Genomic DNA, 16066 nt, shown 5'->3' on the forward strand with positions numbered 1-16066 from the left:
AGCGGCAAAGTTGGCGTGCCCGTCCCGACCACAACCGGAGGCACCGCGTGGTTCACCTCGACACGGTGACGCTGCCCGTCGCCGCGCTCGGCCCGGACAACCCCTTGCCGCCGCTGGCCCCGCCGCGTCCGGTGACGCCGCTGGTCGACGCCTCGGCGGCCGACCAGGACATGGCTCGCAACCTCGCGTACGGACGGCCGGCGACGCTGCTGCCCTACACCGTGCAGGACGGTTACACGCGGGAGCTCACCGACGAGAAGCTGACGGTGGCCGTGGTCGACAACGGCATCGTCCGCGCCGAGTTCCTGCTCGACTTCGGCGGCCGGATACGATCGCTCGTGCACCTGCCCACCGGGCGGGAGTTGTTGCACCGCAACGCGATCCTGCAACCGGCGAACCTGGGGCTGCGCAACGCCTGGTTCGCCGGCGGCGTCGAGTGGAACCTCGGCACCACCGGCCACACGCCGCTCACCTGCGCCCCCGTGCACGCCGCCCGGGTGGTGCGGCCGGACGGTGTCGAGGTCCTGCGCATGTGGGAGTTCGAACGCAGCCGGGAGCTGGTGTACCAGATCGACGCGTACGCCCCGGAGGGCTCCGCCGTGCTCCACGTGCACGTGCGGATCATCAATCCGAACGCGCACGAGGTCCCGGTCTACTGGTGGTCCAACATCGCCGTGCCCGAGACGCCCGACACCCGCGTGCTGGCGCCGGCCGACGCCGCCTACCACCTCGCCTACGACGGCGTGCTCCGCCGCGTGCCGATCCCCGTCCACGACGGCGTGGATCGCAGCTACCCGGCCAACGGCCGGCACGCCGCCGACTACTTCTACGACATCGCACCGCCCCGCCGCCGTTGGATCGCCGCGCTGGACGGCGACGGCAGCGGCCTGGTGCAGGCGTCGACCGACCGGCTGCGTGGCCGCAAGCTGTTCCTGTGGGGGCAGGCCGGTGGCGGTCGCCGCTGGCAGGAGTGGCTGTCGCCGGCCGACCAGCCGTACCTGGAAATCCAGGCCGGCCTGGCCCGTACCCAGCTGGAACACCTGCCGATGCCGGCCGGCGCCCAGTGGTCGTGGCTGGAGGTCTACGGCCTGCTCACCGCCGACGGTGCGACGACCCGCGACTGGGACGGTGCCTGCACATCGGTCGAGGAGGCGTTGGAGGAGCTCATCCCCCGTCACCTCGTCGATGCCGAGCACGACGCCGCCGGGCAGTGGTTGGACCAGCCGCCGACCGAGCGGCTGCACCACGGATCCGGTTGGGGCGCTTTGGAACGGCTCCACCGCGCCGCTACCGGCGACCAGTCGCTCGAGTTGCCGGGAGTGCCGTTCGACATCACCGGCGACGAGCAGGAACCGTGGCTGAAACTGCTGGCCACCGGTGAAATGCCGGCGGCCCCACTGTCCTATCAGGTCACTCCCGGCTGGCGGCAACGGCTCGAGCAGGCCGGCGACAACTGGCTCACCTGGCTGCACCGCGGTGTGGCTCGCTGGCACGCCGGCGAGGCCGACGCCGCTCGCGACGCGTGGCGTGCCTCGTTGGCGGACAAGGACAATCCCTGGGCACTGCGCAACCTCGCCGTATGCGACGAGAACGCCGACAGCGCCGCGACGTCGTTGCTCCGAGCCGGCGAACTGCTGCCCACTCCCCTGCGGGCCCTCACCGTGGAGACCCTTCAGGCGCTGCTCGCCGCCGACCGGCCTTGGGATGCCCTCACGCTCGTCGACGGGCTGCCGGCGGAGCGGCGGGCGGACGGTCGGATCCAGATGCTCGAGTGCTCGGCGGCCATCGCCGCCGGCAGCCTCGACCGCGCCGGCCGCCTCATCGAGGCCGGCATCGTCGTGGCCGACCTCCGTGAAGGCGAGGATGCCCTGGACCAGCTCTGGTTCGCGTACCACGAACGGCGCGACCCCACCCTGCCCCGCACCGCCCACCCCCTACCCCACACCTACGACTTCCGCATGACCGACTAACCCCGAGGCTAGTTCGCCGAGACGGAGCCCGGGTCGTGGAACACGGGCTCCAGGGCTTCCTGGGCGGCGCCGCGCGCGGCGCTGGTGAATCCCAGCGTGGAGACCAGCAGCTGGCAGCCCCCGGCGTGCGGGGCGAGGACGTGTTCGTCGACCACGCGCCGGGTCGTCGCCAGCAGGTGGTCGCCGAGAATCGCGAAGTAGCCGCCGAGCACGACCGCCTGCGGGTTGAGTACGCCGATCAGCAGGCCGATGCCCAGGCCGAGGCCGTGGGCGATGCGGTCGAGCGCGGCCAGCGTGCGCTCGTCCCCCACGGCGGCCCGGGTCCGGATCTCGGCGAGACGGATCTCCAGGTCGCGGTCGGGGTCGCGGACCGGATCGTCGGGATCGGCGGCGTGCCGCAGCAGCGCGGACAGCCCGACCATGGTCTCCCAGCAGCCGCGGCGGCCGCAGGCACACGGCTGCGGATCGGGATCCAGCGGCATGTGGCCGACCTCGCCGGCGTACCCGGCGGCCCCCAGCATCAGCTGGCCGTTGGTGATGATGCCGGCGCCGACGCCGACCTCGCCGGTGATGTAGATGAGGTCGTTGATGCCGACCGGGCCGACGATGGCGTGCTCGGCGATGGCCCCGAGCCTCGCGTCGTTGCCGACGGCGATGGGCGGGGCGTCAGTGCCGAGCCGGGCCCGGAGGCCGGCCGCGACCGGCAGCTGCGACCAGTTCATGTTGGCGGCGAACACCACGACGCCGGCCTCCCGATCGATCTCGCCCGGCGCGGCAACCGTGACGCCGACGACGTCGATGCCCTGCGCGCGCATGCCGTCGATGGCCCGGCTGATCAGCTCGGCGACGGCGTCGAGCAGCACCTCGCTGTCGCGTTGAGCATTGATGGTGATGCGCTGGTCCAGCAGCGTCTCCCCGCGCAGGTCCAGCGCGATCGCCCGGGCGTAGTCGACGCTGATCTCCACGCCGAGCCCGCAAAGCGTCCGGCCGTGCAGCTCCACCGCCTGCCGGGGCCGGCCGACACTGCCGCCGCGCTGCACGTCGCCCTCGCGGACGAGATTGCGTTCGACGAGCTCGTTGACCAGGTTCGACACCGTGGCCTTGGGCAGGCCGAGGTCCTCCGCCAGCTGCGTCCGCGACCGGGCCCCGCGGGTCCTCAGGCGGCGCAGGACCAGGCCGAGGTTCGTGCGCCGGATCGAGGCCCGGTTTGCGACATCGAGGTTGTGCACCGCCACGGGTTAGTTATAACACTGCACGAACTAATACGTCACGGCAGCGGACCGCCGGGGCAGGGGCGCCGCCCGGCGGTCCGGCCTGCTCAGGTCAGGACGCCAGGGACCACACCTGGTTGTCCTGGTTGTGCCCGCAGCTCCACACGATCAGCTTGGTGCCGTCGGTGGACCCGCCGCCGTTGACGTCCAGGCACAGCCCGGAGGCGCCATTGGTGAGGTTGCCACTGCGCTGATACGTCCACTGCTGCGCCGAGGAACCGTTGCACGTGCTCAGATCCACCGCGGAACCGGCGGTGGTGCCGGCGGCGTGCAGGCACTTGCCCAAGGTGCGGACGGTGCCGTCGCCGGACAGCGCCCAACGCTGGTTGGCGTTGCCGGTGCAGCTGTAGATGATCACCTGGTTGCCGTCGGTGGTGCTGGAGTTGGAATCGTCCACGCACTTGCCGGCGATGCCGCTGATCTGCCCGGCGTTCACGCCGGCGCCGCAGGCGGAGCTGCTGGGGCTGACGCGGAACATCGCGGTGGCATGGGAGGGAACGCTCGCGCCGAAGGTGCCGCTGGTGGTGCTGGTCGTGCCGGCCCACAGATCCTTGACCTGGTACGAACATCCGGCGCCACCGGCGAAACCGACGGTCGTGGCGGCGGTGCTCGCGCTGACGGTCGAGCCGGAGCGGTTGAGGATCGCCACGGCGCGGTCGCCGTTGGCCAGCGGCCGGGTCAGCACGTCCAAGGTGCCGTTCTGGGACACGACATAACCGGGGTGGCCGAGGCTGTCCTGGTCCACCGCGATGATGTCGCTGTTGCCCAGGTCCGCCACCGAACTGCTGGACAGCGAGCCGACGTCGCTGGACAGGATCATCGGCGCGGCCATCTCGGCCCACAGCGCGATCTGGCTCCGCGACTCGGCAGCGGTCATGCCGCCGTCGCCGGCGATCAGGAAGTCGGGGTCGTTCCAGTTGCCCGGGCTCACGTAGCGGTGGATCGGGTTGTTGTAGCCGTAGTTCGACATCACGCTCCCCACCGGCTCGCGGTGGGATTGCTCGCGTCGTAGGTGGCGACGTCGTAGCCCTCGCGCCACAGCTGGCCGTACTGGCCGACCCAGCCGAGCACGTCGTTCCAGTCGGCCGTGTTCTCGAAGTACGCCGGCGCGGACTCGGAGTACACCATGTCCCGGCCGGAAGCCTTCATCGCCGCGCCCATCTGCTGGTAGGCGCTCTGGAAGGTCTGGATCTTGGTCTGGCCGGCCACGGTGGGCAGGTTGCAGCCGTCCAGCTTCACGTAGTCCACGCCCCAGGACGCGAACAGGTTGGCGTCCTGCGTCCAGTGGTTCCAGCTGCCGGCGTAGCCGCCGCAGGTGGTGGTGCCGGCGTCCTCGTAGATGCCGAACTTCAGGCCCAGCGCGTGCACCTTGTCGGCGACGTAGGGCATGCCGTCGGGGAACCGGGTGGTGTCGACCTGGAGGTTGCCGGCCGAGTCACGGTTCGTGCGCATCCAGCAGTCGTCGATGGTGACGGTGTCGTAGCCCTTGGCGGCCAGCCCGGTCGACACCAATGCGTTGGCATTGGCCAGAATCGTCGACTCGGTGAAGTCGCACTGGTAGTGCGCCCAGTCGTTCCACCCCATCGGCGGGGTGAGCGCGAGCTGCGCGCCGTCGCCGGAGGTGGCCGTCGGCGAGCCCCCGGCCGGCGCGGCGAGGCCGGCGGCGGCTGTCAGCACGGCGGCCAGCAGGCCCACCGCCTGGATGGTGGATCGTCGAAGGCGGTTCTGCCGCGGCGTTGCGACATGCATGGGATGACCTTTCCGAGGGGTAGCAGGGAAACTTCAGTCCTCGAGCCGGGACCCGGTCACCGGGTCGAACAGGTGCACCGCCTCGCGACGGGGCAGCAGGCCGACCTTGGCGCCGCGCTCGTTCGGGGACATGCCGGCGACACGCGCCGTGACGGCGTTCTCGACCAGGTCGCCGACGCCGGCCTGTTCGAAGGAGCAGTACAGGAACTGGTCGCTGCCCAGCTCCTCGACGACGTCGACCACCACCGGGATGCCGTCGTCGAAGTCGACCACGTCCACGCCCTCCGGCCGGACGCCGACCACGACCTCGTCACCGCTGAGCTGTGCCCGCTGCGCGCGGCTGAGCCGGACGGCATGACCGCCGATCAGCGCCGAATCGCCGTCGACCCGCGCCGGCAGCAGGTTCATCGACGGCGAGCCGATGAAGCCGGCGACGAACAGGTTGGCCGGCTTGGAGAACAGGCCGATCGGGGTGTCGCACTGTTGCAGGACGCCGTCCTTCAGCACGGCGACCCGGTCGCCCATGGTCATCGCCTCCACCTGGTCGTGCGTGACGTAGACGGTGGTCACGCCGAGCCGGCGCTGGAGCGAGGCGATCTGGGTGCGGGTCTGCACCCGCAGCTTGGCGTCCAGATTGGACAGTGGCTCGTCCATGCAGAACACCTGCGGCTGGCGCACGATCGCCCGGCCCATCGCGACCCGCTGGCGCTGGCCGCCGGACAGCCGGGCCGGCTTGCGGTCCAAATAGGACTCCAGCCCGAGCAGCGCCGCGGCCTTGCGCACCCGGCGCTCCCGCTCGTCCTTGGCGACCTTGGCCACCTTGAGGTGGAAGCCGATGTTCTCGCCGACGGTCATGTGCGGGTAGAGCGCGTAGTTCTGGAACACCATCGCGATGTCCCGGTCCTTGGGCGGCAGCGCGGTGACGTCGCGGTCCCCGATCCACACCTGCCCCTCGTCGACGCCCTCGAGGCCGGCCAGCATCCGCAGCGTGGTGGACTTGCCGCAGCCGGACGGCCCGACCAGCACCAGGAACTCGCCGTCGGCCACCGAAAGGTCCAGCCGGTCGACCGCCGGCCGGTCCACCCCGGCGTAGTAGCGGGTGGCGCCTCGGAAGGACACGTCTGCCATGGTGTTTCCCTACTTTCCGGAGCCGAGCGTCAGGCCCGTGATGATGCGGCGGGCCAGCACGAGGTACAGGACGAGCATCGGCAGCACGAGGATGGTCACCCCGGCGATCAGGCCGCCGTACTCGGACTGGTACTCGGCCGCGCCGTAGAACGTGAACAGCGCGCGGGCCAGCGTGAAATGCGCCTGGGACTGGAGGAAGACGATGGCCAGCAGCGTCTCGTTCCACAGCCCGATGGCGTTGAGGATCAGCGCGGTGATCAGCCCGCCGCGGGCCAGCGGCAGCATGACCGCGAAGAACGTGCGCAGCGGCGAGGCGCCGTCGATGGCGGCGGCCTCCTCCATCTCGTCCGACAGCGACCGGAAGAAGCCGGTCAGCAGGAACACCGTGAACGGGATGGACAGCGCGACGTACACCAGGAACAGCCCGAACAGGCTGTCGGTGAGGTGCACTGTGGACAGTCCGATGAACAGCGGGATGATCACGGTCTGGAACGGCACCCCCATGCCCACCGCGATCAGGTTGGTCAGCGGCCCGGAACCGCGCACGCCCAGCCGGGTCAGTGCGTACGCGGCGGGCGCGGACACCAGCACGATCGCCGCCGACGACGCGGCCACCAGCACCACCGTGGTGAGGAAGGCGTCGCCGAAGCCGGCCTGGTCCCACGCGTAGGCGAAGTTGCGCAGGGGCTTGCCGAGCTGGAACCAGCGCACCGGCAGGGCGAACGGCTTGGTGAAGATCTCCACCGGCGTCTTGAAGGACGCCGTGATCAACCAGTACAGCACCAGCAGGTTGAAGGCGGTGAACGCCAGCACCACCACCATGCCGAGCACCCGCAGCGGGCTGCGCCGGCCCGCGCCCGGCGCCGGCTTCGGCCGGCGGGGCGCCTTGCGGCCCACATCCGCGACCGTCATGGGCTTCCTCCACTCAGAACTGGATGGTGTCGCGCCGCATCAGGCGGCGCAGCAGCACGACGAACACGGACGTCAGCGCGATCATCACGACCGCGCAGGCGCTGGCCCCGCCGTAGTCGGGCGTGCCCTGGCTGCCGAAGGAGCGGTCGAAGACGTAGATGCCCAGCGTCCATGCGGCCGTCGGCGGCGAGTACGTGCCCGGCCCGGCGAGCACGAAGACCAGCTCGAAGATCTTCAATGCGTTGATGGTCCACAGCACGCCGGCCACGCCGACCACGTCCCAGGTCAGCGGCAGCGTGATCGCGCGGAACTTCTGCCACGCCGACGCGCCGGCGATCTCCGCGTCCTCGTACAGGTAGGGCGGGATGCGGTCGACGGCGGCCATCAGAATGGTGATGTAGAAGCCGGAACTGGCCCAGACGAGCGCGCCGATGACGGTGAGAGTGACGTTCTCCGGGGCGAGGAAGTGCACCGGGTCGATGCCGAGCCCGCCGAGGAAGAAGTTGGCCAGCCCCTTGTCGTCGGACTTGAACAGGAAGCTGAAGAACATGGCCAGCGCGACCGGGGCCACGATGTTGGGGAAGAACAGGATCGTGCGCACGAGCTTGCCGCCCGGCATGTCCCGCAACACCATCGTGAACAGGAACGCCAGCAGGAACGTGCCGGCTCCGCCGACCACCACGTACATCAGGGTGTTCACCAGCGCGGACCGGAACGAGTCGCTGGCGAACATCCGCAGGTAGCCGCCGAACCCGGTGAACTGCGGGGTGTCGCCGGCGCCGGCCCAGCGGGTGAACGACAGCACCCCGGTCACGATCGTCGGCGCGACCAGGAAGACGACGTACAGCACCAGTGCGGGCGTCAGGAACGGCCAGAACAGGCGGCGCTTGCGGACCAGATGTCCGCCAGACGTGCCGGTGGGGCCTGGGTGTCCGGCGGCGCCGCGCTTCCTGGCCGGCGCCGCCACCATCGTCGCCATCAGGCCTGGCTCTTCCAGTACTCGGCGGTCTTGTCGGCCAGCTGGGCGATGAACTCGTCGGCCCCGAGCGTGCCCTTGAGCAGGTAGTCGTCGGCCGGGTAGAAGACGTCGTTGACGTACTTTCCGCCGAACAGGCCGTCGATGCCGTCCATGAAGATCATGTGCTGCTTGTTCGGGTCGTCCAGCGCCTTCTTCACGTCCGCGAGGTCGGCCGGGACCTCGAGGTCGGGGCGCGGCGTGATGTTGTCGGCGACGGCCGGGATGCCCTTGAGGATGTCCTTGTTGAGGAAATAGGCGATGAAGTCCTTGGCTGCCTCGGCGTGCTTGGCCTTGGCCGTGACGGCGAAGCCGATCGGCAGCTGCTCGACGATGTCGTGGGTGGCGCCGTCGGGCAGCGGGAACTGGAAGGAGCCGTAGTTGATCTTCTTGTCGCTGCCCTCCTTGTTCAGGTACTCCCGGGTCTCGCTGGGCGCCCAGCTGCCGACGAACAGGTAGTCGGACTGGCCGTCAGCCCACTTCTGCTGCACCTGCGGGAACTTGGAGGCGTTCCAGCCGTCGATGAAGTAGCCGCCCTTGGCCAGGCGCTCCACCAGCTGCGCGGCCTTGCGGAAGCCGGGTTCGGTCTTCCAGGTCTCGCCGGTCTTGTCGGCGGCCGCCCGGGCCAGGCCGCCGGGGCCGACGTAGCGGGCGGCGAGCTGGGTGAAGAAGTAGGCGTTGTAGAAGTCGATGTCGCCGTCCTGGCTGACCGCCGCCTTGCCGGCGTTGCGGGCCTTGTCGAACAGCTGGAACAGGTCGTCGACGGTCTTCGGCGCGGTGAAGTCCTTGACCTGGTCCTTGTTGTACCACCAGGCGTTGCCGAGCAGCTCGTACGGGATCTCGAAGTGGCGTCCGTTGTGGTCGCGGTTCTGCGGCAGGTCGTAGGAGCTGGCCGCCAGCACGTCCTTGACGGTCTTGTCCCCCTCGCCGACCGGCAGCCCGAGCACGTCGTCGACGCTCTGCGTGCCGCCCGGCGCGACAACGGCCGCCCCGACCTGGCTGACGTCCTGGTCGAACAGGTCCGGCACGGTGTCGGTGTTCAGCGCCGGGGCCAGGTTCTGGGTCAGGTACTTGCGGCCGAGCCACTGCACGGTCACCTTGACGCCGGTCTGCTTGCCGAAGCAGTCGATGGCGTGCTGGAGCACCTTGCCCTGCGGCTCGTCCTTGGTCCACATCGACCAGTAGGTGAGCTCCTTGTCGGTGGCCGGCTTGGCCGCCACCGCCGGACAGGACGACGCCAGATACGCGTCGGCCGTGGGCAGCGCGTTGTCGTCGCCGGCGCCGGCGCTGCCGCAGGCCGTCACCGTGGCGGCGACCGCCACGGTCGCGCCGATCGCAGCCCAGGTCCTTCTACCAGTCGTGCTCATGGCCACCATCCAGTCGAGCCGGGCTGATCGCGATCGGATCGTGCACCGGCTTTGCGCGATTCTGCTCAGTTTGAAGGTTCTACGAACAGCTTGCGTCATCGAGTGCGCATACCTTTGACCGCCGCGCGGCGCCGACGCAAGGGCGGGCCGGCGTCGTGCCCGAACCGTTACCTTCGCCGGCACGACGAAAAAGGAGCCGGTCGACCGACCGGCTCCTCGGGTACGCAGTGGCGGCTAGGCCTGGATGACCTGCACTCCCGCGGCGCCGAACGCGGCGACGAGGTCCTGGTCGGCGGCGGTGTCGGTGACCAGCGCGTCCACCTCGTCGAGTCGGCAGATCAGGGTGAACGCGCTCTTACCGAGCTTGGAGGAGTCGGCCACCACGATGGTCCGGCGGGCCCGCGAGACCATCAGCCGGTTGATGCTGGCCTCGCCCTCGTTGTACGCGGTCGCGCCGGCGTCGGCGCTGATCGCGTCGACGCCGAGGAAGAGGTGGTCGAGGGTCAGCTCGGGCAGCACGAGCGTGGCCAGCGGGCCGGTCAGCTCGTAGGACTGCGGGCGGGCGACGCCGCCGGTGACCACCAGCTTGATGTGCTGGCGCACCACCAGCTCGTTGGCGATGTTCACCGCGTTGGTGACGACGGTGAGCGCCGGCTCGACGCCGACGCCGGTCAGGTCGGTCCGGGTCGCCAGCGCCCGGGCGACCTCGGTCGTGGTGGTGCCGCCGTTGAGGCCGACGACCGCGCCGGGGTCGACGAGCGCGGCGGCGGCCTTGGCGATGCGCTCCTTCTCGGTGGCGTGCCGGGCGGTCTTGTAGCGCAGCGGCAGGTCGTAGGACACGTTGTGCGCGACCGCGCCGCCGCGGGTGCGGGTGATCATCTGCTGCTGGGCGAGCTGGTCGAGGTCGCGGCGGATGGTCGCGGCGGAGACCGCCAGCTCGGTCGCCGCGGACTCCACTTCCAGCCGTCCGTCGCGCGCGACGATGTCGAGCAGGGCGTTCCATCGTTCGTGCGACGTCATCGGGCGGTCCTCCAACACTGCGGTGCGCGTTCCCGCCGATCTTCGATCACGGCCGGGCGAGATGCCAGCCACTGCCCAGCGCCTTGCGTGTTGATGCTCGATATGGCCTACTTGTGCGCAGAAATGCTCATCAACGCGCATCGGAGCGGCATGAGTCACGCACTGAACGAGATCGCCAGCCAGCCGGACTGCTGGCGCAAGGCACTGGAGCTCGCGGCGACCGCACCGGCGGGCCTGCCGTCACCCGGCGAACGCGTCGCCGTGATCGGCTGCGGCACGTCGCTGTTCGTCGCGCAGGCCTATGCCGCGCTGCGCGAAGGCGCCGGGCACGGCGAGACCGACGCCTGGCCGGCGTCGGAGTTCCTCGCGCACCGCCGCTACGACCGCGTGGTGGCGATCTCGCGGTCCGGCACGACGACGGAGATCCTGCGCGCGCTGTCGACGATCGCCGGCTCCACCCGCCGCACGTTGATCACGGGCGTGACCGGCAGCCCCGCGTGCGAGCTGGCCGACGACATCGTCGCGATGGACTTCGCCGACGAGCAGTCGGTGGTGCAGACCCGGTTCCCGACGACACTGATGGTCCTGCTGCGGGCCCACCTCGGCGAGGACGTGTCGGCTCTGCCCGAGCAGGCCGAGCGGGCGCTGAACCGGGACCTGCCGCGAGACTGGCCGGCGTTCCGCCAGTACACGTTCCTCGGCGCGGGCTGGACGATTGGCCTGGCCAACGAGGCCGCGCTCAAGGTGCGGGAAGCCGCGCAGGCGTGGGCCGAGGCCTACCCGGGCATGGAGTACCGGCATGGCCCCATCGCGGTGGCGGACGTGGCCTCGCTCGTGTGGGTGTTCGGCGACCTTCCGCCCGGCATGCACGAGGAGATCCGCGCCACCGGGGCACAGCTGGAAACGTCCGCAGTGGACCCGCTGGCGGAATTGGTTCGGGCGCAACGGCTCGCGGTCGAGCTGGCGGCGTGGCGCGGCCTCGACCCGGACGCGCCCCGCAACCTCACGCGCTCCGTGATCCTGACATGACCGTGGTCGCGGTGGATGTCGGCGGCACGCTGATGAAGGGGGCGGTCGTCGACGACGACGGCATCGCCCGGACCACCGAGGACCGGCCCACCCAGCGCCAGGACACCATCGACGGCATCCTGCGGTTCGTGGCAGACCTCGTCGAGCAGGCCGACCAGCGCCCGGAGGCGGTCGGGCTCGCCGTGCCGGGCATCGTCGACGAGCACGGCATCGCCCGGTACTCCAGCAACCTCGGCTGGCGGGACGTGCCGCTTCGGGACATCGCCGCGGCCCGGCTCGGCCTGCCGGTGACGCTGGTCCAGGACGTGCTGGCCGGCGGGTTCGCCGAGCGAGACCTCGGCGCGGCACGCGGCGTCGACAACTTCGTGTTCCTGCCGATCGGCACCGGCGTGGCCGGGGCGGTCTTCGTCGACGGGCGGCCGTATCGCGGCGCGGACGGGCTGGCCGGGGAGATCGGGCACATGCCGGTCCCGCTCGGCGACGAGCCCTGCGCGTGCGGGCAGCGCGGGTGCCTTGAGACGTACGCGTCGGCAGCGGCGCTGGCCCGTCGATACGGCAAACCCGGGGCCACCGCCGCCGATGTCGTCGCGCGTACTGAGCACGATCCCGCCGCGCGGCAGGTGTTCGACGAGGCTTTGGCCGCGCTGGGGCACGCGCTCACCGCCTGCACGATGTTGCTCGATCCGGCGCTCGTGGTGATCGGTGGCGGGCTGGCCGAGGCCGGCGAGCGACTGCTGGCACCGTTGCGGGAGCAGCTGCGGTCCCGGATCGCCTGGCGGCAGCCGCCGAAGGTCGTCAAGGCCGCGCTGGGCGCGTCCGCCGGCCGCCTCGGCGCCGCCCTGTGTGCCCGGAGCGCCCTGTGATCGTCACCGTCACGCTCAACGCCGCGCTGGACGTCACGTACCGCGTGGACCGACTGTGTGCCGGCAAGACCCATCGCGTGCGGGACGTGCACAGCCGGCCCGGCGGCAAGGGCGTGAACGTCGCCGATGTGTTGCGGCAGCTGGGTGAGCCGGTCACCACGACCGGATTCGCCGGGCCCCGGCTGTTGGCCGAGCTACCGCATTTCGTACCGATCGCCGCGGAAAGCCGGCACACGATCGCCGTTGTCGACGCGGAGGCGGTCACCATGCTCAACGAGCCCGGACCGCCGATCAGCGCGGCGGAATGGGCGGCGCTGGAGGCGGAGTTCGACCGGCTCGCGGCCACCGCGTCGGTGGTGGTGTTGTCCGGCAGCCTGCCCGGGCTTCCCGCCGACGCGTACGCGCGGCTGATCCGGCGCAGTCCGGCGCCGGTCATCCTGGACGCCGAGGGCGAGCCGCTGCGCGCCGGCATCGCCGCCGGGCCGGCGCTGATCAAGCCGAACATCGACGAGCTGGCCGGGCTGCTCGGCCGCACGCCCACGCTCCCCCACGACTGCCACGCCCTGAACGTGCCGACCGCCGTCACCCTCGGGCCGGACGGCGCCGTACTGTCCACATCGGACGGAACCTGGAGCGCCCGGCCGCCGCGTCCCGTGCGCGGCAACCCGACCGGGGCCGGGGATGCGTTCACCGCCGCGTTGGCCATCGGCCTGGCCCGCAACCGGCCATGGCCCGAGACCCTCGCCGACGCCGTCGCGCTGTCGGCGGCCGCCGTGGCCGCACCGATCGCCGGGGCCTTCGACGCCCCCACCTACCGTGAATTCACCGACGCCGTCACCGTCGAGGAGAACTGAACCATGCTCGTGCCGGCCCAGACGATCATCGACGCCGCGGTCCGCCGCGGCGACGGCGTGGCCGCGTTCAACGTGATCACCCTCGAGCACGTCGAGGGAGTCGTGGCCGGCGCCGAAGCCGCCGGGCTCCCGGTGGTGGTGCAGATCAGCCAGAACTGCGTGCGCTTCCACGGCGGGCGGGTCCGCCCGCTCGCGGCCGCGGCGGCGGCGGCCGCCGCCGAGTCCACGGTGCCGGTCGCGTTGCACCTCGACCACGTGGAGGACGAGGACCTGCTGTGGCAGGCGGTGGACGCCGGCTTCGGTTCGGTCATGTACGACGCGTCCCGGTTGCCGTACGCCGACAACGTCGCCGCGACTCGGGCGGCCGCGGAGTGGGCGCACCGTCACGGCATCTGGCTCGAAGCCGAGCTCGGCGAGGTTGGCGGCAAGGATGGTGCACACGCGCCGGGCGTGCGCACCGACCCGTTGGAGGCCGCCGCTTTCGTGGCCGACACCGGCGTCGATGCGCTGGCCGTCGCCGTCGGCAGCTCGCACGCGATGACCACCCGCACCGCTTCGCTCGACCACGAGCTGATCAGCCGCCTGCGCGACGCCGTCCCGGTTCCCCTTGTGCTGCACGGCTCCTCCGGCGTGCCCGACGACCAGCTGCGGGCCGCCGTCACCCACGGCATGGTGAAGATCAACGTCGGCACCGCGCTGAACATCGCCTTCACCGACGCGATTCGCGCCACCGGCCTCGACCACAGCGACCCGCGCCGCTACCTCGCCCCCGCCCGGGACGCCATCGCCGCGACCGTCACGCACCTGCTCGGCGTGGTGTCCGCGATCTAGCGGCGACGTCCAGACCGCAAGTCACCAGCCGGGATTGCTGCCCGGATCCCCGGCCAGCAGTGCCCGGAGGTTCTCACCGCGCGGGGTCAGCTCGTACCCGGTGGCCGTCTGGCTCACCACCCCGGCGTTGATCAGGTCCCACAGTCGCCAGTTCAGCACCTCGGGATTGGTGCCGAGCGGCCCGGCCTGAAGGTCGGCGAGGCTTCGTGGACCGCTCATCAACTCACTGACGATCGACCGCAGCCACGGATCCGACACGATCGTCCGGGTGTCCACGACGGCCGTCACCGGCGCGGCCCCGGGCAGAGCGGTCGACACGGACGGGCCGGCCTTCCCGGCGGCGAACCAGGTCCGTGCGCCGGACGTGGCCAGCAGCACGATGACCGCGGCGCACCCGATGACGGCGAGGGTGGAGGTCAGGTAGTCGACGTAGTACGGCCAGCTCGGCAGCAGGTCCACGAACGACGGCATGGCTCGCGCGCCTGGATACCGCGCGCCGATGCTCTGCTGCATGCTCTGGAACTCGGCGTCGACCTGGTTCAGCGCGAGCTGAGTCGTCAACGCGATCCCGGCCTGGGCAACGGCCAGCACCGCGAGGGTCCCCGCCGCGACGAGCGTGATCACCCGGGCCCGTGGCCGGGGCTGCCGAACGGTGAAAGCCAGCGTGACCAGGCCGGCGGCGATGGCCGCCAGCACGACCACCACCGTGATGGTCGGCCCGATGGCGACCGACGGGAGCTGGGTGAACTGGAGGTTGACGCCGGATTTCGAGCTCTGCTCGGTCAGCGACTGCTCGAACTGGCCGAGCGTGTCGGCGATGGCACGGTAGCGCAGCACCTCGGCGACGGCGCTGCCGACCGCGACGCAGGCCAGGGCCAGCAGCACGATCATGACGGTCGAGACGGCGCGCGGCCTGCCCTGCATCGGTTCCCCTCGCGGTAACACCGACCACTGTGGATGGTGCTAACGGGGGAAGGTACCGGTGTCACGGCGGCCGAGGGGCGACTTTCACCGGCTTCACCGGAGTGGCTCAACCGGGAGCGGTAGCCTCCTGGTGACGACCTCGTCTGCGCGAAGGGTGCGGTGGTGGGCGCATACCAGGGCCTCGACGACTGGGTGGACGGCATCAGCCTCAACCTGCTCGTGCTGGAAGCACTGGAGGGCGAGGAAGGCTTCCGCCTCGACTTCACCGGGCCGTCCCTCGAGCGGCTGGAGCGGGCGTTGGTGGCGCGGTTCGGCACGCCGGACGAGCTGACGGACCTCGTCGACGGCGCGGCCGGGTACGTCGGCGAGGTGCTGCTCCGGGTGGCCGGCGGCGGGTGGGGATGGCGCGACGGCGAGCCGTGTGCCGAAGCGGACGAGGCCCTCGATCTGACGCCGGTGTTCGCCCGGCGGCTGATCGTCCAGGCGATCGCCGAGCGGACCGGGCACGTGTTCACCGACGTGTACGTGACATGGGAAGACGCCGTCACGCGGCACCGGGCGGCGAACCCGGGCTGGGCGCCGACGAAGAAGCACACGCCGGGCGTCGATCCCTTCGAGATGAGCCCGCAGGACGCGGCGTACATCGCGAGGTGGGACGCGGAGCGCCGAGCCGCGTTCAGCCGATGGAGTGAGACCTACCGTGGCGACTGGGACTTCGGGCCGGCTTCGCTGGACGCGCTGGAGGGTCTGCTGTCCCGGGTGACGCCGGCCGCGGAAGACCTCCGTGACCCGGCCAACCAGGACTTCGTCGAGGGCGCGGTGTGGTACTTCGGCGAGGTGATCCGCCGGATCAGGGGCGGCACGTGGGCCTACCGGACGCCGGATCCCGAGTTCCCGAACATCTACGCCGGCCAGCCCTACGTGCACCAGGCCGGCCAGGACGCCGAGCTCGTGGTGCCGATGGTCGTGCTGCGCAAGTTCCTGCGCAGCGGCACCGCCCTGCGCGACCGGTACCGGCGCTGCGGCGGCCGCTGACGGTCACGGGGCAGATCCGCCGAACGCCCCCTGTGCTCGGCCGAGCGGCGCTACCGTCAGTGCTGACTTGGTCACCGCGCCGGGGAGGCGAACGAGCC

General features: G+C 71.0%; 15 protein-coding genes. 6 read left to right on the plus strand and 9 right to left on the minus strand.

Going from position 1 to position 16066, the window contains the following annotated elements; genetic code table 11:
- Positions 1-47: 47 nt before the first annotated feature.
- Positions 48-1970: a DUF5107 domain-containing protein gene (locus M3Q35_RS14090; protein ID WP_273942190.1), complete on the plus strand. Its 1923-nt coding sequence runs from the start codon at positions 48-50 to the stop codon at positions 1968-1970.
- 8 nt (positions 1971-1978) lie between these two features.
- Here the strand turns inward: M3Q35_RS14090 and M3Q35_RS14095 are convergent, their stop codons facing one another.
- The 8 genes from M3Q35_RS14095 to M3Q35_RS14130 form a co-directional block, all read right to left on the minus strand.
- The gene (locus M3Q35_RS14095; RefSeq protein ID WP_273942191.1) at positions 1979-3205 is read right to left on the minus strand and encodes an ROK family transcriptional regulator; all 1227 of its coding nucleotides are present in this window, start codon (positions 3203-3205) and stop codon (positions 1979-1981) included.
- 88 nt (positions 3206-3293) lie between these two features.
- Positions 3294-4211 carry a ricin-type beta-trefoil lectin domain protein gene (locus tag M3Q35_RS14100; RefSeq protein ID WP_273944342.1) on the minus strand — a complete coding sequence of 306 codons (918 nt, stop codon included), beginning with the start codon at positions 4209-4211 and terminating at the stop codon, positions 3294-3296.
- Complete coding sequence (locus M3Q35_RS14105; RefSeq protein WP_273942192.1) at positions 4211-4990, minus strand: glycoside hydrolase family 27 protein; 780 nt, start codon at positions 4988-4990, stop codon at positions 4211-4213. Before M3Q35_RS14105 ends, M3Q35_RS14100 begins: the two co-directional genes overlap by 1 nt.
- Positions 4991-5023: 33 nt before the next feature.
- Positions 5024-6118: an ABC transporter ATP-binding protein gene (locus M3Q35_RS14110; RefSeq protein WP_273942193.1), complete on the minus strand. Its 1095-nt coding sequence runs from the start codon at positions 6116-6118 to the stop codon at positions 5024-5026.
- Positions 6119-6127: 9 nt separating this feature from the next.
- On the minus strand, positions 6128-7030 hold the full coding sequence (locus M3Q35_RS14115; RefSeq protein ID WP_273942194.1) for a carbohydrate ABC transporter permease: 903 nt from the start codon (positions 7028-7030) through the stop codon (positions 6128-6130).
- A gap of 13 nt (positions 7031-7043) precedes the next feature.
- Positions 7044-8009, minus strand: coding sequence for a carbohydrate ABC transporter permease (locus M3Q35_RS14120; RefSeq protein ID WP_379793900.1), 966 nt, complete (start codon positions 8007-8009; stop codon positions 7044-7046).
- Entirely contained in the window at positions 8009-9412 is a 1404-nt protein-coding gene (locus M3Q35_RS14125; protein WP_273942195.1) for an ABC transporter substrate-binding protein, read from the minus strand. The genes M3Q35_RS14120 and M3Q35_RS14125 overlap by 1 nt, the downstream gene beginning before the upstream one ends.
- 234 nt (positions 9413-9646) lie before the next feature.
- Complete coding sequence (locus M3Q35_RS14130; protein WP_273942196.1) at positions 9647-10432, minus strand: DeoR/GlpR family DNA-binding transcription regulator; 786 nt, start codon at positions 10430-10432, stop codon at positions 9647-9649.
- A gap of 150 nt (positions 10433-10582) precedes the next feature.
- Between M3Q35_RS14130 and M3Q35_RS14135 the strand changes: the two genes are divergently transcribed.
- Genes M3Q35_RS14135 through M3Q35_RS14150 form a run of 4 tightly spaced genes read left to right on the plus strand, consistent with a single transcriptional unit; the run spans position 10583 to position 14009 of the window.
- Positions 10583-11461 carry an SIS domain-containing protein gene (locus M3Q35_RS14135; protein WP_273942197.1) on the plus strand — a complete coding sequence of 293 codons (879 nt, stop codon included), beginning with the start codon at positions 10583-10585 and terminating at the stop codon, positions 11459-11461.
- Positions 11458-12324 carry an ROK family protein gene (locus M3Q35_RS14140; protein WP_273942198.1) on the plus strand — a complete coding sequence of 289 codons (867 nt, stop codon included), beginning with the start codon at positions 11458-11460 and terminating at the stop codon, positions 12322-12324. Before M3Q35_RS14135 ends, M3Q35_RS14140 begins: the two co-directional genes overlap by 4 nt.
- On the plus strand, positions 12321-13178 hold the full coding sequence (locus M3Q35_RS14145; protein ID WP_273942199.1) for a 1-phosphofructokinase family hexose kinase: 858 nt from the start codon (positions 12321-12323) through the stop codon (positions 13176-13178). The genes M3Q35_RS14140 and M3Q35_RS14145 overlap by 4 nt, the downstream gene beginning before the upstream one ends.
- A 3-nt stretch (positions 13179-13181) precedes the next feature.
- Positions 13182-14009 carry a class II fructose-bisphosphate aldolase gene (locus tag M3Q35_RS14150; protein WP_273942200.1) on the plus strand — a complete coding sequence of 276 codons (828 nt, stop codon included), beginning with the start codon at positions 13182-13184 and terminating at the stop codon, positions 14007-14009.
- A gap of 21 nt (positions 14010-14030) precedes the next feature.
- Here M3Q35_RS14150 and M3Q35_RS14155 read toward each other — a convergent pair whose 3' ends face one another.
- Positions 14031-14933: a winged helix-turn-helix transcriptional regulator gene (locus M3Q35_RS14155; RefSeq protein ID WP_273942201.1), complete on the minus strand. Its 903-nt coding sequence runs from the start codon at positions 14931-14933 to the stop codon at positions 14031-14033.
- A gap of 162 nt (positions 14934-15095) precedes the next feature.
- On the opposite strand from M3Q35_RS14155, the gene M3Q35_RS14160 reads away from it, so the two are divergent.
- Positions 15096-15968, plus strand: a complete 873-nt coding sequence (locus M3Q35_RS14160; protein WP_273942202.1) for a hypothetical protein — start codon at positions 15096-15098, stop codon at positions 15966-15968.
- Positions 15969-16066: the final 98 nt, after the last annotated feature.

This window comes from Kutzneria chonburiensis (assembly GCF_028622115.1).
Lineage (GTDB): Bacteria > Actinomycetota > Actinomycetes > Mycobacteriales > Pseudonocardiaceae > Kutzneria > Kutzneria chonburiensis.